This is a genomic window from Amycolatopsis sp. WQ 127309, from assembly GCF_023023025.1.
In the GTDB taxonomy this organism is placed as follows: Bacteria; Actinomycetota; Actinomycetes; order Mycobacteriales; family Pseudonocardiaceae; genus Amycolatopsis.
The window spans coordinates 1,659,339-1,677,113 of sequence record NZ_CP095481.1 but is presented as its reverse complement, the minus strand read 5'-3'; the positions used below and the strand labels follow the sequence as shown (position 1 = coordinate 1,677,113).

18 protein-coding genes are annotated in these 17,775 nt (G+C 72.4%); 9 read left to right on the top strand and 9 right to left on the bottom strand.

The window, feature by feature from the left end; genetic code table 11:
* Nucleotides 1–42 precede the first annotated feature (42 nt).
* Both MUY22_RS07395 and MUY22_RS07390 read left to right on the top strand, forming a co-directional pair.
* Nucleotides 43–663: a DUF2537 domain-containing protein gene (locus MUY22_RS07395; protein ID WP_247058431.1), complete on the top strand. Its 621-nt coding sequence runs from the start codon at nucleotides 43–45 to the stop codon at nucleotides 661–663.
* Nucleotides 664–682: 19 nt separating this feature from the next.
* Entirely contained in the window at nucleotides 683–1,036 is a 354-nt protein-coding gene (locus tag MUY22_RS07390; protein ID WP_247058429.1) for an MmcQ/YjbR family DNA-binding protein, read from the top strand.
* A gap of 3 nt (nucleotides 1,037–1,039) precedes the next feature.
* On the opposite strand, the gene sepH is transcribed toward MUY22_RS07390, so the two are convergent.
* The 3 genes from sepH to MUY22_RS07375 all read right to left on the bottom strand — a co-directional run bounded on the left by sepH (nucleotide 1,040) and on the right by MUY22_RS07375 (nucleotide 4,003).
* On the bottom strand, nucleotides 1,040–1,891 hold the full coding sequence (gene sepH / locus MUY22_RS07385; protein WP_247058426.1) for a septation protein SepH: 852 nt from the start codon (nucleotides 1,889–1,891) through the stop codon (nucleotides 1,040–1,042).
* Between the two features lie 301 nt (nucleotides 1,892–2,192).
* Nucleotides 2,193–3,344, bottom strand: coding sequence for a HAMP domain-containing sensor histidine kinase (locus MUY22_RS07380; protein ID WP_247058424.1), 1,152 nt, complete (start codon nucleotides 3,342–3,344; stop codon nucleotides 2,193–2,195).
* Nucleotides 3,341–4,003 (bottom strand): response regulator transcription factor, encoded by a 663-nt coding sequence (locus tag MUY22_RS07375; protein WP_247058422.1) that lies wholly within the window; start codon nucleotides 4,001–4,003, stop codon nucleotides 3,341–3,343. Before MUY22_RS07375 ends, MUY22_RS07380 begins: the two co-directional genes overlap by 4 nt.
* Nucleotides 4,004–4,115: 112 nt before the next feature.
* Between MUY22_RS07375 and MUY22_RS07370 the strand changes: the two genes are divergently transcribed.
* The 6 genes from MUY22_RS07370 (at nucleotide 4,116) to MUY22_RS07345 (ending at nucleotide 10,633) form a co-directional block, all read left to right on the top strand.
* Nucleotides 4,116–4,658: a hypothetical protein gene (locus MUY22_RS07370; RefSeq protein WP_247058420.1), complete on the top strand. Its 543-nt coding sequence runs from the start codon at nucleotides 4,116–4,118 to the stop codon at nucleotides 4,656–4,658.
* Nucleotides 4,659–4,663: 5 nt separating this feature from the next.
* Nucleotides 4,664–5,749 (top strand): peptidoglycan-binding protein, encoded by a 1,086-nt coding sequence (locus MUY22_RS07365; RefSeq protein ID WP_371827588.1) that lies wholly within the window; start codon nucleotides 4,664–4,666, stop codon nucleotides 5,747–5,749.
* A complete protein-coding gene (locus MUY22_RS07360) occupies nucleotides 5,746–6,432 on the top strand; it encodes an ABC transporter ATP-binding protein (RefSeq protein ID WP_247058415.1) in 687 nt (228 codons plus the stop codon). The genes MUY22_RS07365 and MUY22_RS07360 overlap by 4 nt, the downstream gene beginning before the upstream one ends.
* 77 nt (nucleotides 6,433–6,509) lie before the next feature.
* Nucleotides 6,510–7,643 carry an ABC transporter permease gene (locus MUY22_RS07355; RefSeq protein WP_247063717.1) on the top strand — a complete coding sequence of 378 codons (1,134 nt, stop codon included), beginning with the start codon at nucleotides 6,510–6,512 and terminating at the stop codon, nucleotides 7,641–7,643.
* A 172-nt stretch (nucleotides 7,644–7,815) separates the two neighbouring features.
* On the top strand, nucleotides 7,816–9,342 hold the full coding sequence (locus tag MUY22_RS07350; RefSeq protein ID WP_247058413.1) for an amidohydrolase family protein: 1,527 nt from the start codon (nucleotides 7,816–7,818) through the stop codon (nucleotides 9,340–9,342).
* Between the two features lie 46 nt (nucleotides 9,343–9,388).
* A complete protein-coding gene (locus MUY22_RS07345; protein ID WP_247058412.1) occupies nucleotides 9,389–10,633 on the top strand; it encodes a glycosyltransferase 87 family protein in 1,245 nt (414 codons plus the stop codon).
* Nucleotide 10,634: 1 nt separating this feature from the next.
* Here the strand turns inward: MUY22_RS07345 and serC are convergent, their stop codons facing one another.
* A complete protein-coding gene (serC, locus tag MUY22_RS07340; RefSeq protein WP_247058410.1) occupies nucleotides 10,635–11,762 on the bottom strand; it encodes a phosphoserine transaminase in 1,128 nt (375 codons plus the stop codon).
* A gap of 153 nt (nucleotides 11,763–11,915) precedes the next feature.
* Between serC and MUY22_RS07335 the strand changes: the two genes are divergently transcribed.
* A complete protein-coding gene (locus MUY22_RS07335; protein ID WP_247058408.1) occupies nucleotides 11,916–12,233 on the top strand; it encodes a hypothetical protein in 318 nt (105 codons plus the stop codon).
* Nucleotides 12,234–12,275: 42 nt separating this feature from the next.
* On the opposite strand, the gene MUY22_RS07330 is transcribed toward MUY22_RS07335, so the two are convergent.
* The 5 genes from MUY22_RS07330 to MUY22_RS07310 are packed head-to-tail and all read right to left on the bottom strand — an operon-like array spanning nucleotide 12,276 to nucleotide 17,062.
* Nucleotides 12,276–13,613, bottom strand: a complete 1,338-nt coding sequence (locus tag MUY22_RS07330) for a serine hydrolase (RefSeq protein ID WP_247058406.1) — start codon at nucleotides 13,611–13,613, stop codon at nucleotides 12,276–12,278.
* A gap of 23 nt (nucleotides 13,614–13,636) precedes the next feature.
* A complete protein-coding gene (locus tag MUY22_RS07325; protein ID WP_247058404.1) occupies nucleotides 13,637–14,257 on the bottom strand; it encodes a response regulator transcription factor in 621 nt (206 codons plus the stop codon).
* On the bottom strand, nucleotides 14,254–15,411 hold the full coding sequence (locus MUY22_RS07320; protein WP_247058401.1) for a sensor histidine kinase: 1,158 nt from the start codon (nucleotides 15,409–15,411) through the stop codon (nucleotides 14,254–14,256). Before MUY22_RS07320 ends, MUY22_RS07325 begins: the two co-directional genes overlap by 4 nt.
* Nucleotides 15,408–16,226 (bottom strand): ABC transporter permease, encoded by an 819-nt coding sequence (locus MUY22_RS07315; RefSeq protein WP_247058399.1) that lies wholly within the window; start codon nucleotides 16,224–16,226, stop codon nucleotides 15,408–15,410. Before MUY22_RS07315 ends, MUY22_RS07320 begins: the two co-directional genes overlap by 4 nt.
* Nucleotides 16,223–17,062, bottom strand: a complete 840-nt coding sequence (locus MUY22_RS07310; protein WP_247058397.1) for an ABC transporter ATP-binding protein — start codon at nucleotides 17,060–17,062, stop codon at nucleotides 16,223–16,225. The genes MUY22_RS07315 and MUY22_RS07310 overlap by 4 nt, the downstream gene beginning before the upstream one ends.
* Between the last annotated feature and the right edge of the window lie 713 nt (nucleotides 17,063–17,775).

Below are 17,775 nucleotides of genomic sequence, written 5' to 3'. Positions count from 1 at the left end.
GATCTCTGTTCTCGGCTGACCCCGCCGGCGCGAAAGGACCCCATGGAGCTGCGGATCCGCGGTGAGCGCGCGGTGCTGGCCGGACCCGGTGGCGACCAGGCGCGCGAGGTGGATCCGTACAAGCTCGCGATCGGCGGGGACCTGGCGCAGGCCCTGCACGAGTGGGCGCGGGTGGCCTCCGCCGTGTCCGCCGACCCCGGTGCGGAGGCGGCCTCCGTCGTCTCGCAGCGCGGCCGTCAGCTGGCCGGCCGGCTGGCCGCGGTGATGGGCACGGCCGTGCGGTTCGTGGACCCGGTGACCGGCGCCGACACCGTCGTCGAGCCGCCGCCGCGCCAGCCCGAAACCGGCCGGAAGCTGGTCCGGACGGTGCTCGGCCCGCCGGGGCCGCCTGGCGAGCCCACCCCGTGGGTCACCGGGCTGATCGTCTCCGCGTTCATCGCGGCCGTGGTCGTGGTGGCGATGCTGGCGCTGGCGACGACGCTCGCGCGCGAGACCAGCAGCTGGCTGGCCCTGGTGGCGTCGGTGGTGGTGACGGCCGGGATCGCGCCGTCGCTGTGGCTGATCCGCCGCACCCCGATCCTGCGCTGGGCCGCCTACGGCGCGGCGGGCGGCGTGCTGATCGCGTGGATCGGCGTGCTGGTCATCGTCTTCAGCGGCGCCTGACGCAGGGGATACTGGCGCGATGGAGCAGCTGGACGCGTTGCGGAAGTTGTGTCTCGCGCTGCCGGAGGCGAGCGAGCGGGACAGCCACGGCGAGCCGACGTGGTTCGTGCGGGGCAAGAAGACCTTCGTCAGCTTCGCGAACCACCACCACGACGACGGCCGGCTCGCCTTCTGGTGCCCGGCGGCGGCCGGGGTGCAGGAGGAGCTGGTGCGCACCGAGCCGGAGCGGTTCTTCCGGCCGCCCTACGTCGGGCACCGCGGGTGGCTGGGGGTGCGGCTGGACGTCGACGTCGACTGGGCCGAGGTCGACCGGATCGTGCGCGACGCCTACCGCCTGGTCGCACCGAAGTCGCTCGCCGCGCTGGTCGAGTAGGGCCTAACCGCGCTGCGAGCGGACCCCGAGCAGCACGTCCTCCCAGGACGGCACGATCGGGTGGTTCTTTTTGGCCTTCGGGCGCACGGGCTCCTCCGCGGTGGCCGTCTCCTCTTCGGGGTCGGCCGGGACGCGGGGGATCTCGCGGGTGTCGTCGTCCGGGTCCGGCTCGGCGGCCGGCAGCTCGGCGTGGTCCGGCGGCACCGAGTCCAGCGTCGGCTGGAACTCCGCGTCGCGGGCCGGGTTGAGCGCGCGGACCGTCCGGGGCGGGCGGTAGGCGTTGGGGTCGAGCAGGACCTCGGCGTTCTCGTCGAGCGCCGTCACCGTGCCGCCGTGCGCTCCCGGGGCGAACGCCCAGTGCGCGCGGTTGTCCGAGCGGCCGGCCTTCCAGCGCAGCACGACGACCCAGCGGCCGTCGTCGCCCTTCCAGGAGTCCCAGGTGGCCTGGGAGTAGTCGTGCCCGCGCACGCCGAAGCCGTACGCGACGACCTCGCCGAGCGTCTGGACGTCCGGGCCGTCTTCGCGGACCGGGTGCGCGCTCTGCGCGAGATCGGCCGTGCGCGACCGCTCGAGCAGGACGGGGTAGGCGTAGCGCTCGACGCGCTGCTCCGAGATCCCGGCGCCGCTCGCGACCTGTTCGACTGACTCGCCGGCGCGGATTCGCGCCTGGATCTCGCGTGGCCGCATCTGGCTCTCCAACTCGATTTCGATCTGGCCGAGGCGGGTGATGTCACCCCGCGCCGCCGCGCGCAGTCTCTCATCGGCCGGGAGGAGGAATTGCGTACGGCTCGCCGGGTCTTCGCACACGATGGACTTACCGTCCTCGTGCAACCCGACCACTCGCAGCGTGCGCATTGTTCGCCTTCCCCGATGCTTCACCGTTGTGGGTGCCCACGTTAGAACGGCGCGTCGGCTTGACGTGCGAGGCGCGCCGAGTCATCACCCAAAGGACCACTGTTCATCTTGTGACTCTCGCATCATCCGTGCCCAGGTCAGCGGCGATCGTGTGACACGCCGACCACGCAAAGTCACGATCGAGTGGATCGCTTCGGCGTGTTCCGGCAAAATCTCCTCCGACTGGCCCAGTCCGCTGGGCCCTGTGGTTTCTGGGACTGGTGTGACTAGTGGGACGCGTGGGACGTCGTGAGGTTCCCGCTCAGGACGGCAGCCGGACGGTCACGGTGAGCCCGCCGCGCTTGCCCGGCTGGGCCTCGGCGGTGCCGCCGTGGGCGTGGGCGACCGAACGGACGATCGAGAGCCCGAGCCCGGCGTTGCGCGTGTCGCCGGTCCGCTCGGCGCCGGCCACCCTGCGGAACGGCTCGAAGAGCGTCGGCACGGCTTCCGGCGGGACCACCGCGCCCGAGTTGCGGACCTCCAGGGCCGGGTCGCGGCGGACTTCGACGTAGACCCAGCCGCCGCTGGTGTTGTACGTGATCGCGTTGACCACCAGGTTCGTCACCAGCCGCTCCAGCAGCACCGGGTCGCCCGCCACCGTGCGCGGCCGGAAGCGGGTCTCCACCTTGACGCCCGCCGACTCCGCCTGGGCCGCGGTGGCCCGGACGACCGCCGCGACGACCTGGTCGAGGCGGACCGGCGTGCGCGCGGTCAGGCCGCGGTCGCTGCGGGCCAGGATCAGCAGGCCCTCGATCATCCGCTCGCTGCGCTCGTTGGTGTGGAGCAGGTGCGTGCCGAGCTTCCGCAGGTCGGGCGCGACGTCGGGGTCGGCCATCGCGACCTCGATCAACGTCCGCTGCACGGCCAGCGGCGTCCGCAGCTCGTGGGAGGCGTTCGCGACGAACCGCTTCTGGCTGTCGAACGACTCCGCGAGCCGGTCGAGCATGCCGTCGAAGGTGTCGGCCAGCTCCTTCAGCTCGTCGGGTGGGCCTTCGAGGTTGATCCGCCGGTCGAGCTTGCCCGCTTCGAGCCGGCGCGCGGCCGAGGTGATGTCGTGCAGCGGCCGCAGCGCCCGCCCGGCCATCAGCCAGCCGAACAGGACGGCGAGCGCGGCCGTCGCCACGAGCGCGATCGCCGAGTTGACGACCAGGGTGGACAGCGTCGAGGAGCGGTATTCGTCCAGCGAGCCGCTGACCAGGCGCACGGCCATCCCGGCGGGCGCCTGGACCGTGTTGTCCGGGACGCCGTACACCGTGTCGGCGGCCGAGCCGAGCGACGCCGTCGCGAACCGGGCCGGATCGGGCAGCGTGCCCTGCACCAGCAGGTAGTCGATGACGACCAGGACCAGCCCGGCCAGCAGGAACAGCCCGCCGTACCAGGCGGTCAGCTTGGTCCGGACGGACAGCGCGTTCACGGGGTGCCGAACCGGTAGCCGGCGCCGGGCAGCGTCTCGATCACCGGCGGGTCGCCGAGCTTGCGGCGCAACGTCATCACCGCGACGCGCACCGCGTTGGTGAACGGGTCCGCGTGCTCGTCCCACGCCTTGTCCAGCAGATCCTCGGCGCTCACCACCGTGCCCTCGGCCCGCATCAGCACTTCCAGCACGGCGAACTCCTTCGGCGAGAGCTGCAGGAACCGGCCGTCGCGCGCGGCCTGGTGGCGCGGCAGGTCCAGCACGACGCCGTCGCGCTGCAGCACCGGCGGCAACGCGGGCCGCGCGCGCCGCGACAGCGCCTGCACCCGGGCGACCAGCTCGGCGAACGCGAACGGCTTGGTCAGGTAGTCGTCGGCGCCCAGGCCCAGCCCGGCGACCCGGTCGGTGACGTCGGCGGCGGCCGTCAGCATCAGCACCCGCGCCTCCCCGCCCGCCGCGACGACCGCGGCGCACACCTGGTCACCGTGCACCTTGGGCAGGTCGCGGTCGAGGACGACGACGTCGTAGCCGTGCACCCCGACCCGTTCGAGGGCCTGTTCGCCGTCGTAACAGACGTCGACGGCCATCGCGAAGCGGCGAAGCCCCTCCGCGACCGAGTCGGCGAGCAGCCGCTCGTCCTCCACCACCAGCACACGCACCCGCCCAGTCTGCCCAGGCGGGCCATAAGCCCCGCATAAGCGACTTCGCTTAGCGCGCCGGAATCCCCCGATCCGTAGACCTGACGACCGAACCGGAGGAAAGGAGCGAGCGATGCGAACACGCCTGACGGTCATCGCGGCGATCGGCGCCGCGGTGCTGCTCGCGGGGTGCGGGGCCAAGCCGGACGACGGGTCGAAGGTGGCCTCGATCTCGGGGCCGTCCTCGTCGGCCCCGGCCAAGGCCGCGGACAACAAGAGCGACGAAGACAAGATGCGCGACTTCGCCAAGTGCATGCGCGAGCACGGCGTCGACATGCCCGACCCCAAGCCGGCCGGCGACGGTGGGATGGCGGTGGCGCTCGGGGGCGACGCCAAGGACGCGGGGAAGTTCGAAGCGGCGCAGAGCGCCTGCAAGAGCCTCATGCCCAACGGCGGCGAGATGAAGCCGCCGAGCCCCGAACAGCTGGACAAGATGCGCAAGGACGCGAAGTGCATGCGGGACCACGGCATCGACATGCCCGACCCCGATCCGGCGGGCAAGGGCACGACCCGGCTGGGTGGCCCGGGCGACGACCCGTCGAAGTTCGAGGCCGCCGCGAAGGCGTGCGGGCTCGGCATGTCCACGCACGCGGAACGGGGGGCACCCGCCCAATGACCGAGATGACCGAATCCCGGCCGCGACGCCGGGGCCGGGCGCGCTGGTTCATCGCCGCGGCGGTGCTCGTCGTGGTGGTGGGCACCGGTTCCGCCGTGATCCTCACCCGCGTCTCCTCCGCCACCTCGGTGCAGGAGGCCGCCCCGCCGTCCGTCGAGACGGCGGAGGTGGCCAAGACCGACCTCAGCGAAGAGGAGGAGGCCGACGGCACCCTCGGCTACGGCGAGGAGTCCTCGGTGGCCGGCCGCAAGCCCGGCACCGTCACGTCGCTGCCCGACGCCGGCGCGACCCTCACCCGCTGCAAGGCGGTGTACGGCGTCGACGCCAAGCCGGTGCCGCTGTTCTACGGCACGCTGCCGTTCTACCGCGACCTCGCCGCGGGCGCGGCCGACGGCGCCGACGTCAAGCAGCTCGAGGAGAACCTCAAGGCCTGCGGGTACGGCGGGTTCGGCACGCCGGACAAGAAGTTCACGTCGGCGACGGCGGCCGCGCTGAAGAAGTGGCAGAAGGCGCTGGGGCTGGACCAGACCGGCGCGTTCGGCCAGGGCGACGTCGTCCTCGCGGCGGGGGAGCTGCGCGTGTCGGCGGTGTCGGCCAAGCTCGGCTCGCCGGCCCAGGGCGAGGTGCTCAAGACCAGCGGCACCGTCCGCTCGGTGCAGGTCAAGCTCGACGCGGCCAAGCAGGACCTCGCCCAGCAGGGCGCGAAGGCGTCCGTGACGATCAACGGGAAGACGTCGACGGGCACGATCACCGACGTCGGGAAGTCCGCGGTCGAGGGCAAGGACGGCGCGGGCCAGGACGACGGCAAGCCCAAGATCACCGTGACCGTCCAGCTCGACGACCCGGCCGTGGCCGGCACGCTCGACTCGGCCCCGGCGACCGTCCGGTTCACCAAGGACGTCCACTCCGGCGTGCTCGCGGTGCCGGTCGGCGCGCTGCTCGCGCTCGCCGAAGGCGGTTACGCCGTCGAGGTCGACGAGAACGGCAAGCGCCGGCTCGTCGCCGTCCGAACGGGACTGTTCAGCGGCGGCAAGGTCGAGGTCAGCGGCAACGGCCTGACCGCGGGCATGCGGGTGGTGACGACGTCGTGACACCCGTCCTGCGCGTGCACGAGGTCACGCGCGCCTACCCCGGCGGCGTCGCCGCGCTCGACGGCGTCTCGCTGAGCCTGGAAGACGGCGAGATGGTGGCGATCGTCGGGCCGTCCGGGTCCGGGAAGTCCACGCTGCTGCACCTGATGGGCACGCTCGACCGGCCGTCCACCGGCCGCGTCGAGCTGCGCGGCCACGACGTCGCCGTGCTGTCCGACCGGAAGGTCTCGGCGCTGCGGTCGCGCTGGATCGGGTTCGTGTTCCAGCAGTTCTTCCTCGACGAAGGGATGAGTGCGGTGGACAACGTGTGCACCGGCCTGCTCTACGCCGGGGTGCCGCGGCGGCAGCGGCGCACGCGGGCCCGGGAGGCGCTCGACCGCGTCGGGCTGGGGCACCGGGCGTGGCACCGGCCCGGCGAGCTGTCCGGCGGGGAACGCCAGCGCGTCGTGATCGCCAGGGCCGTCGTCAACGACCCGGCGATCCTGCTGGCCGACGAGCCGACCGGCAACCTCGACACCGGCACCGGCGCGGCCGTGCTCGCGCTGCTCGGCGAGCTGTCCGCCGACGGCACGACGATCGTGGTGATCACCCACGACCGGGAGATCGCCGCGGGCATGCCGCGCCGGATCGAGCTGCTCGACGGGCACCTGCGGCTCGACACCGGTCTGGTGGGTGCGCGGTGATCGCCCCACCCGAGGTCCAGCTGCCCGAGCCGGCCCGGCTCAAGCCACCGGACGTCGTCGCGCTCGGCGCCCACGGCATGCGGACGCGCCCGGTGCGTGCCGTGCTTTCCGCGCTGGGCATCGCGATCGGCGTCGCGGCGATGGTGGCGGTGCTCGCGATCCCGGCGTCCGGCGCGCAGGCCCTGCACGACCGGCTGGCCGCGCTCGGCACCAACCTGCTCACCGCCGGGCCGGGCCAGACGTTGTTCGGGGACAACGCGACCCTGCCGGACGACGCCGTCGCGATGGCCAAGCGGATCGCGCCGGTGACCGCCGCGACCGGCACCGGGACGACGTCGGCCAGCGTGCGGCGCAGCGACAAGATCCCGGTCGACGAGACGTCCGGGCTCGGCGTCTTCGCGGCGCGACCGGACCTGCTCGGGGTGCTGGGCGGGAAGGTCCGATCGGGGGCGTTCCTGGCCCCGGGCAACCGGAACTACCCGGTGACGGTGCTCGGGTCGCAGGCCGCCGCGCGGCTCGGCATCGACCACGTCGACCCGGTGCGGCCACCGCAGGTGCTGATCGGCACGCAGTGGTTCACCGTCGTCGGGATCCTCGGGCCGATGCCGCTGGCGCCGGAGATCGAGCGGTCGGCGCTGGTCGGCTGGGACGTCGCGGAGCGGCTCCTCGGCTTCGACGGCCACCCGTCCACGGTGTACGTCCGCGCGAACGAGTCCGAAGTGGACGGTGTGCGGTCGGTGCTGGGCGCGACGCTGAACCCGCAGGCGCCCAACGAGGTCGAGGTCCGCCGCCCGTCGGACGCGCTCGCCGCGCAGAAGCTCACCGACAACACCTACAGCGCGCTGTTCCTCGGCCTCGGCGGGGTCGCGCTGCTCGTCGGCGGCGTCGGGGTGGCGAACACGATGGTCATCTCGGTGCTGGAACGGCGGCGCGAGATCGGCCTGCGCCGCGCGCTGGGGGCCACGAAACGCCAGGTGCGCGGGCAGTTCCTGGCCGAATCGGTGCTGCTGTCCGGGCTCGGCGGGCTGGCCGGGGTCGTGACCGGGGTGCTGGTGACCGCGGGGTACGCGCTGAGCCAGGGCTGGCCGGCCGTGCTGCCGGTCGGCGCGCTGGCCGGCGGGGTCGGCGTCGCGGCACTGGTCGGGGCGGTCGCCGGGGCCTACCCGGCGGTCCGCGCGGCGCGGCTCGCCCCGACGCGGGCGCTCGCCTGAGCCGCCACTTTCGTACCAAAAGTGCCTTCGGGTCACTTTTGGTACGAAAGTGGCGCTTCGGCCGCACCTTCGGGTGTGCCCTGCACCGGAATTGAGCACCGTGGAAGATTCCCCGACTGTGGCTCGCGGCGTTGAATATCGATCAAATCCGTTGATCGAAGGGGCGGCTGCCGTGGTGCGCGTCGAGGCGAACAGACGTGATTTCCTCCGCTGGCTGGCGACGGCCGGCGCGGGCCTCGCCGCCGCGGGTGTCGCGCCCGCGCTCTTCGCCCAGGAAGCCGCCGCGGCCGGCACGGACGTCGTCGTCGTGCTCGGCGCCACCGTCGTCGACGGCACCGACGCCCCGGCCCGGCCGAACTCCGCGGTCGTGCTGGTCGGGGACCGGATCGCCTGGGTCGGCCCGGCGGCCGAGCTGCCGCACCACGCGGGCGCCCGGATCGTCGACGGCCGCGGCCGGTACCTGATCCCCGGCCTCTGGGACATGCACGCCCACGGCATCGACTACGAAAAGCTGTGGCCGCCGCTGTTCCTGGCCAACGGTGTCACCGGCATCCGCGAGATGCAGGGCTACGACGAGAACCGCGCCACCCGCGACAAGATCGTGCGCGGCGAGCTGCTCGGCCCCCGGGTGGTGCTCGCCAGCTCGATCCTCGACGGCCCGGTCAGCCTGCTCGGCCCGCCGATCACGCAGGTGGCGACCCCCGAAGAGGGGCGCGCGGCCGTCCGGACCGCCGTCGAGCAGGGCTCCGACTTCGTCAAGGTCTACTTCTACCTGCCGAAGGACGTGTTCCTGGCGATCGCCGACGAGTGCCGCCGCGTCGGCCTGTCGTTCGCCGGGCACTGGCCGTACCGGCTGCGCCAGGTCGAGGCCGCGAGGGCCGGGCAGCGCACCTTCGAGCACCTCTTCGGCCTGTCCATCGCCACGTCCCGGCGCCGGGACGAGTTCCTGGCCCGCCTCGACGCGACGCCGTTCGACCCGGACGCGAAGCGCGACTTCTTCAACCTCGCCCGTGATCTCGACCGGCAGGCGGCCCAGACCTACGACCCGGCCACCGCGGAGCGCCACTTCGCCCAGCTCAAGGCGCTGGACAACTGGGTGAGCCCGACGTTCACCGTCAACCGCGTGATGTCGAGCCCGGTCGAAACCTACGCGCACGACCCGCGGCTCAAGTACGTCTCGCAGGACATCGTCGACTACTGGACCGACCGGCTCCCGATGTTCACGCCGGCCACGGCCGAGCAGGTCGACCAGCAGAACGCGTACTTCGAGGCGCAGCTGCGGCTCGTCGGCGCCGCGCACCGGGCCGGGCTGGGGGTCCTCGGCGGCACCGACTGCCTGAACCCGTACGTCTTCCCGGGCTTCAGCCTGCACGACGAGCTCGGCTACCTGGTCCAGGCCGGGCTGTCGCCGCGGCAGGCGCTGCAGACGGTGACGCGCGACGCCGCGCGGTTCCTCGGCCGGTCGGCCACCGCGGGCACGATCACCCCCGGCAAGGTCGCCGACGTGGTGCTGCTCGACGCGAACCCGCTCACCGACATCCGCGCGGTCCGCCGGATCGACACCGTCGTCACCGCGGGCCGCGTGCTCGACCGGGCCCGCCTGACCCGGATGCTGGCGGACGCCGAGACGGCGGCGAAGCAGCCGCTGGCGAGCGCGAACAGCAGGTCAGTGGGCTTGCCGGTGCGTGGCTGCTGCTGAGCGCCCGGTAATCTCGGCCGGTCGGAGACCGGCTCGAGGGGGATGCGTGTCACAGTGGTCCGGGCGGAAGCTGGCGGGGGCGCTCGCCGTGCTCGAGATCGCCGCCGTGGTGCTGGTCCTCGTGCTGAAGCGGTTCGACGGCCTCGACCTGGAGGTCTACCTGGGCGGCGCGAAGGCGCTGGCCCAGCAGGGCTCGCCCTACGACGCCTGGGTGCCGACGACGCACCAGATCCTGCTGCCGTTCACCTACACGCCGTTCGCGGCGGCGGTGTTCCTGCCGGGCACGCTGCTGCCGTTCGCGGCGACGATGAAGCTCGTCAGCATCGCCTCGATCCTCGCGACCGGCGTCGTCGCCTACCTCTACGTCGCGACGCTCAACGGCTCGCTGACCGACGCCTCGAAGGTCCACGGCCGCGCGGTGGCGGCGCTCGTCGCGATCGTCGCGCAGCTGGCCGGCGCGCTGCTCGAGCCGGTGCGCTCGACGCTGGGCTTCGGGCAGATCAACGCGCTGCTCATGGTCCTGGTGGTGCTCGACGTCCTGCTGCCCGGCAAGCGCGGGCGGACGAAGGGCCTGCTGATCGGCGTGGCCGCGGCGATCAAGCTGACGCCGGCGGTGTTCGTCGTCTACTTCCTGTTCCGCCGCGACTTCAAGTCGGCCGCGCGGGTGGTCGCCGGGTTCGTGGCGGCGGGCGCGCTGCTGTGGCTGGTCCGGCCGTCGGCGTCCTTCACGTACTGGACGAAGCTCGTCTTCGACGCGGGCCGCATCGGCGGTGTCGACTACGTCGGCAACCAGTCGTTGAAGGGCCTGGTGACACGGCTGGGCCTGCCGGAAACCGCCGGGAACGTCGTGTGGCTGCTGGCCGCGCTCGCCGTGATGGCGGTGGTCGCGGTGGTGATCGTCCGGGCGGCCGAGCCGGTGCTCGGGCTGACCGCGTGCGCGCTCGGCGGGCTGCTGGTGTCGCCGATCTCGTGGACCCACCACTGGACGTGGTGCGTGCCGATCCTGGTGCTGGCCGGGTACTACGGCGTCCGGTCCTGGCGCACCGACCGCGTGGTGACGTGGTGGGCCGGCGCGGTCGTCGTGGCCGGCCTGACGCTGTTCATCTGGGGGCCGATGTGGTTCGCCCCGCGCCCGGCCCCCTCGGTGGGCTGGTGGCTGGCGACGGAGTCCTACGAACTCTTCGGCCTCGCCCTGCTGGTCCTCGCGGCTTTCGCCGCCCCTCGCCTGAAAGCCGTGAAGGCCTCCTTACCGGCCGTAAGAGCCGGTAAGGAGGCCTTCACGGACGTCTAGGTCAGCTGCCCAGGCGTTCGACGACGTATTCGATGCTTTGGGTGAGCTTCGTGATGTCGTCCGGGTCGATGGCCGGGAACAGGCCGACGCGCAGCTGGTTGCGGCCCAGCTTGCGGTACGGCTCGGTGTCGACGATCCCGTTGGCGCGCAGCACCTTCGCCACCGCGGCGGCGTCGACCTCGTCGGCGAAGTCCACCGTGCCGACGACCTGCGAGCGCAGGTCCGGGTCCTTCACGAACGGCGTCGTGTAGCTGGTCTTCTCGGCCCACTCGTAGAGCCGCGACGACGAGTCCTTCGTGCGCGCGGTCGTCCACTCGAGGCCGCCCTGGCCGTTCATCCACTCGATCTGCTCGGCGAGCAGGAAGAGCGTGGCCACGGCCGGGGTGTTGTACGTCTGGTCCTTGCGGGAGTTGTCCAGCGCGGTGGTCAGCGACAGGAACTCCGGGATCCAGCGGTCGCCGCCGCCGATCTCGCCGATCCGCTCGACCGCGGCGGGCGAGGCCAGCGCGATCCACAGGCCGCCGTCCGCGGCGAACGACTTCTGCGGCGCGAAGTAGTAGACGTCGAAGTCCTCGGCCTTGACGGGCAGGCCGCCGGCGCCGGAGGTCGCGTCGATCGCGACGAGCGCGCCGTCGCTGCCCTCGGGACGGCGAACCGGCACGGCGACACCGGTCGACGTCTCGTTGTGCGCCCAGCCGACCAGGTCGGCCCCGGCCTCGTAGGCGATCTCGGGCGCGCTGCCCGCTTCGGCCTTGACGACGATCGGGTCGGCCAGGAACGGCGCGCCCTTGGTGACGGAGGCGAACTTCGAGGAGAACTCGCCGTAGGTGAAGTGCTGCGAGCGCTCGCGCACCAGGCCGAACGCGGCCGCGTCCCAGAACGCCGTGGTGCCGCCGTTGCCGAGGATCACCTCGTAGCCCTCGGGGAGCGAGAACAGCTCGGACAGCCCGGCCCGGACGCGCCCGACGAGCGACTTGACCGGCTTCTGCCGGTGTGACGTACCGAGGTAGGTGGAGCCGGACTCCGCCAGGGCGCTCAGCTGCTCGGCGCGGACCTTCGACGGTCCGCAGCCGAAGCGGCCGTCGGCCGGCTTGAGATCTGCGGGGATGGTCAACTCAGCGTCGGTCATGTGGCCAGTCTCTCAGGTCGGGACGGAGCAGGTCGAAGCGGTGCTGAAACGTCCGGAATGTGGAATCGGCGCTGTTCCGGGCAGTGGGACGCGCCGCCGTGACCGTAAAAACACGGTTACCGGACGCCCTGACGAGGGATACCTTGCCGCGTCATGACGACTGTGCAGCACAGCTTCCCCGCGCCGCCCGAGGTGCTGTGGAACGCACTCCCCGCCGGCGTCGCCGCCGTCGGCGGCCAGGGCCCGTACTACGAGGGCCAGCGCGGATTCGTGTCCTTCCGCACCGGGATGACCCTCTTCAGCTGGGGCCAGGAGGTCACCGCGACGGTCACGCCGGCCGCGGGCGGGTCGACGCTCACCGTCCTGACCAACCTGAAGTTCGGCCTGTTCGACTGGGGCGAGGGCAAGCGCATCGCCACCCGGTTCGCGACCGCCGTCGCGTTCTCCGCGGGGACGGTCGCGCTGGCCTGAAGGCCCCGCTCACCCGGCTGGGGGTGTGAGCGGGGCCTCTGGTCAGCGCCAGCCGTCGACGCCGCCCGGCACCGGCGCGGCCGGGTCGTACGGCGTGCGCGTGAAGACGAACGTCGCGAGGTCGAGGTGGGTCGCGACGCCTTCGCCGTCCCGGTCCACCTTCAGCGTCTCGCCGGAGTAGTAGCCGTCGAGGCCGACGTACGTGTCGTCGCCGGTCGGCCGGAAGCGCGAGCCGCGCCCGGCTCCCTCGACCGGGGCCAGCAGGAGCAGCTCACCCTGGATCCGCAGGTGGTACGGCGTCGGGCCCCAGTGCCAGAGCCCGGTCAGCGCCAGCAGCGCCGGGTCCACAGTGGACGGCTGCCACTCCGCGGGCAGGTGCGGTTCCAGCTCTTCGGTCGTGGTGATCAGGTCCAGCGCGAGCTGGGTGATGCCGACGCCGGACGTCGAATTCGTGAGCGCCAGCGCGCCGGTCCGGGTGGCCGGGTCGACCAGCGTGACGGCGAGGAAGCCGGGCATCGAGCCGGTGTGCCCGGCCAGCCGGCGGCCGCGGTGGCGCACGAGCATCAGGCCGAGCCCGAAGCCGGTCGTCCAGACGTCGGAGTCGTCGACGGTGACCATCGTGCGCATCTGCTCGAGGGTGTCCGGGCTGAGCACACCGCCGTCGTCACCGCCGAGGAACGCCGTCCAGCGGCCGAGGTCGGTGACCGTCGACCACAGCTGCCCGGCCGGGGCCATCGCGCCGGCGTCCGGGTGCGGCTCGGGCAGCAGGACGTCGGCGAAGGGGTGCACGGCGAAGCCGTCGGCGTGCGCGCCGACCGGGTGCGGGGTGGTGCGGGTCATCCCGAGCGGGCCGAGGATCTCCTCGTCGAGCACGGACAGCCAGTCCTTGCCGCGGAGGCGGGAGATGAGCTCGCCGAGCACGCCGTACCCGACGTTCGAGTAGTGGAACTTCGCGCCGGGCCGGTGTTTGGTGGCGCCCTCGGCGAGGCTGCCGACGAGCGCGTCCCAGTCGGCGCCGGGCGTGCGTTCCCACCACTGGCCGGGCGACTCGGACGTCAGGCCGGAGGTGTGGGAGAGCAGCTGGGCCACGGTCGCGGCGCCGAACGGCGTGCCCGGGACGTGTTTCTCGAGGGGGTCGTTGAGGTCCAGCAAGCCTTCGTCGCGCAGCCGCATGACGGCGGTGGCGACGAGGGTCTTGGTGATCGAGCCCAGCCGGTACTGGGTATCGGTGCCGGGGACCGCGTCCCCGACGCGCCCCCGCCCGCCGGACCAGACGATCTCCCCGTCGCGCACCACGGCGGCGACCAGCGACGGAGCCCGGCAGGCCGCCTGCTCGTGGGCGATCCGGCGGAGCAGTGCGTGTTCGGTCGACTCAAGCATGCTGGCATTCTGCCGCGCGCCGCTCAGGTGAGCAGGTTCCGGGCCATCGCCGTGGTCACCGCGGCCGTGCGGTCCGAGACGCCGAGCTTGCCGAACGTCCGCAGCAGGTGCGTCTTCACCGTCGCCTCGCTGATGTGGAGCGCGCGGCCGATGTCGGCGTTCGTGCCGCCCTTCGCGACCAGGCGCAGCACCTCCACCTCGCGCGCCGACAGCGACTGGGGCCCCGGGTTGCGGACCCGGTTGACCAGCTTGCCCGCCACCGACGGCGCCAGCACCGTCTCGCCGCGCGACGCCGCGCGGATGGCGTTCGCCAGCTCCGTGCGGGACGCGTCCTTCAGCAGGTAACCGGACGCGCCGGCCTCGACCGCGCGCAGGATGTCCGCGTCCGTCTCGTACGTCGTCAGCACGACGATCCGGCGGCCGGGCTGCTCGCGCAGGATCCGTTTGGTCGCGCCGACGCCGTCCAGCCCGGGCATCCGCAGGTCCATCAGCACGACGTCCGGCCGCGCGACGCGGTCGAGCGCGACCGCCTCGTCACCGGAGCCGGCCTCGCCGACGACCGTCAGGTCCGGCTCGGCTTCGAGCATGCCGCGCAGCCCTTCCCGGACGACGGGGTGGTCGTCGACAAGCATGATGCGGATCACGCGGGGACCTCCAGGGTCAGTTCGGTGCCGTCGGCGCCACTGCGGACGCTCAGCGTGCCACCCACCTGTTCCGCGCGGGACCGCATGCCCCGCAACCCGAACCCGGCGGCGCGGTCCGGGTCGAAGCCGGCGCCGTCGTCCCGGACGTCCAGCCGGACGGCGTCGTCCACAAGGGACAGTCGGACGAGCACCGCGGCCGCCGTCGCGTGCCGCCGGACGTTGTTCAGCGCCTCCTGCGCCCCGCGCAGCAGGACCACCTCCGCGGCCATGGCCAGCGCGGGCAGGTCACTGTCCACTTCGTACTGGACGGCCAGCCCGGTCTCGTCGCCGAGCCGGTCGGTCAGCCGGCGAACGGCGTCGACGAGGGAGCCCGACGTCAGGTCGTCCGGCGCGAGCGCGGCGACCATCGTGCGAGCTTCGGCGAGGTTCTCCCGCGCCGTGCGGGCGGCCAGCTCGGCGTGCCGCCGCGCCGCCGCCGGGTCGGCGTCCACTTCGGACTCGATGGCCTGGGCGAGGGTGACGATGCTGGTGAAGCCCTGCGCGAGGGTGTCGTGGATCTCCCGGGCCAGCCGCTCGCGCTCGGCCGCCGTCGCCGCTGCCCGGGACAGCCGCACGACTTCCGCCTGGCTCTCCTCGAGCTTGGCGATCAGGTCGGCCCGCGCCCGGCTCTCCTCGATGACGTGCAGGATGAACTTGCCGGCCAGCACGCCGAACACGATGAGGATCGCGGTCATCGGCAGCAGGATGTGCAGCTCCGGGCCCTGCAGCCCGTTGTCGGCGATCGCCGACGCGGGGCTCAGCAGGATCGCCGCCGTGGTGAGCACCGCGGCCGGCCGGAACTCGAGCGTCATGAACAGCAACGGGCACGCCATGAACAGGACGAAGCTGGCGGTCGTGTTGGCGAGCACCGCGGTCGCGACCAGGGCCAGGACCACGACCGCGAACGCCCACCGCTGCCGCGCGTGCTCGTCGTTCCGGACGATCCCGCGGCCCCAGAGCAGGTACGTCAGCGCGAGCGCGGTGAGCGCCCCGACGGCGACGGTGCCGCGGACCGGGTCGGTCTCGTCCAGCAGCACCAGGACCGTCGTGGCGACGTAGGTGACCGCGAAGAGGATCTCCCAGAGCCAGTTGAACCGGTCCCAGGCGTCGTTCACTTCCCGTCGGTCCACCGGAAGCTCAGCCGCGCCAGCACCAGGCCCGCCACGCACCAGATCCCCAGCACCAGCGCCACCCGAGGCAGTTCCCATGAGCCGGCCATCTCCATTCCCACCGCGCCGTCCGGCAGGAACACCGACCGGAAGCCCTGGCAGATCCATTTGAGCGGGAAGAACGACGCGATGTCCACCATGATCTTCGGCAGGTTCGTGATCGGCGTGACGAACACGCCGGAGATGAACTGCAGCACCAGGTACAGCATCTGCACCACGGCCACCGCGCCGGTGGTCGACTTCGCGAGCGAGCTGAGCGCGATCCCGAGCAGCGTGCAGGACACGATGCCGAGCACGAACACCCACAGCAGCGTCAGCCACTTCGCCGGATCGGTCGGCAGCTTCAGCCCGAACAGCAGCGTGCTGACGGCGACCATCAGCACGGTCTGGGCCAGGCTGGACACCGCGACCAGCACCATCTTGCCGATGAAGTAGGACGCCGAGGGCATCGGCGTGCCGCGCAGCCGCTTGAGCGCCCCGGTCTCGCGGTCGGCGGAGACGCCGGTGGCGATGCTGTTGAACGACGTCGAGACGATGCCGGACCCGATCATCCCGGCGGCGAGCAGCTGCCCCGACGTGACGCCGGCCAGCGCGGTCGGGCCGTCCAGGATGGAGCCGAGCAGGATCATCAGCACCGCGGGCAGGGAAAAGGTGAAGACCACCTGTTCCTTGTGCCGGAAGAACTGCCGCAGCTCGGTGCCGCCGCGGGCCAGGCCCAGCGCGAGCGGGCCGGGGAGGGTTCGGGGGCTCGCGGTGGTCATGCTTTGTCTCCGATCAGGTCCAGGTAGATGTCCTCCAGGCTGGGCCTGGTCACGGTGAGGTTCCCCAGCTCGCGCCCGCCCGCGGAGAGCTGGTTGACGAGCTTGGTCGGGTACGCCGTGCGTTCGGTGTGCTCACCGCGTTCGTCGGTCCACCGCACGGTGGCCTCGGCGCTGGCCCGGCCGCCGAGGTTCTGCGGCGTGTCCTGGGCGACGATCTCCCCACGCGCGATCACCGCGACACGATCGGCGAGCGCCTCGGCCTCGTCGAGGTAGTGGGTGGTGAGCAGGATCGTCGTACCCTCGCCGGCGAGATCGCTGATCAGCGCCCAGAACTGCCGCCGAGCTTCGGGGTCGAACCCGGTGGTGGGCTCGTCGAGGAAGAGCAGCTCAGGCCGCCCGACGATCCCGAGCGCGACGTCGACGCGCCGCCGTTGCCCGCCGGAGAGCGCCTTGACCCGCGACTTGGCCTTCTCGGTGAGCCCGACCTTCTCGATCACCTCGTCGGGATCGCGCGGGTTCGGGTAGTACTTCGCGAAGTGGCGGACGGTCTCGGCAACACTCAGCTCGGCGGCATCGTTCGCGGTCTGCAGCACGATGCCGATCTTGGAGCGCCATTCCCGGCCGGCTTTGCCGGGATCCTCACCGAGCACGGTCACCTCGCCACCGGTCCGCTGCCGGTGACCTTCGAGAATCTCGACGGTGGTGGTCTTCCCGGCACCGTTGGGCCCGAGCAGGGAGAAAACCTCACCTTGGGCGATGTCCAGATCCAGCCCGGCCACCGCGAGGTGGCCGGGGTACTGCTTGCGCAGGCCGCGCACGCTCACTGCTGTGGTCATGGGTCCAGCTTGGTGGTCGGGGGCGAGGATTCCGCCCAACGCGCGACTGAATCCGGCTGTCCACCGATCGGTGGACAGAGTCGTCGGCCGGGGTGTGTCTTGGTCCTCTGACCTGGGCTTGGGCTGCACCTGGGCCGAGGTGTGGTGCCGGTGGGCCGTTCGCGCTTCAACCAGCGCGAGTGGCCCTTTCGCGCCGCCTCGGTCCCGGCGCGAGTGGCCCGCTCGTGCCACCTCGATCCCGGCGCGAGCGGTCCTTTCGTGCCGCTCCGGTCCCGGCGCGAGTGGTCCTTTCGTGCCGCTCCGGTCGTGGTGCGAGCGGTCCGTTCGCGCCTCGCCGGGCACGAGTAGGTCCGTTCGCGCCCGACTCGGCACGAGCGGCCCTTTCGTGTCCACCGGCTCCGGCGCGAATGGCCCGTTCGTGCCGCTCCGACCTTGGGACGGGTGGTCCTTGTGCGGTGCAGTCCCGGCACGAGTAGCTCTTGCGGGCTGCCGCCGGTCCCGGTGCGAGTGGCCCGTTCATGCCGTGCTGCGCGCGAGTGGCCCGCTGGTGCCGTGTTGGGCACGAGCGGCCCTTTGGTGCCCTCCGACCCGGCGCGAGTGGCCCGTTGGTGTCGTGTTGCGCGCGAATGGCCCGTTCGTGCCGCTCCAGTCCTGGTGCGAGCGGTCCGTTCGCACCTCGCCGGGCACGAGCGGTCCATTCGTGCTCGACTCGG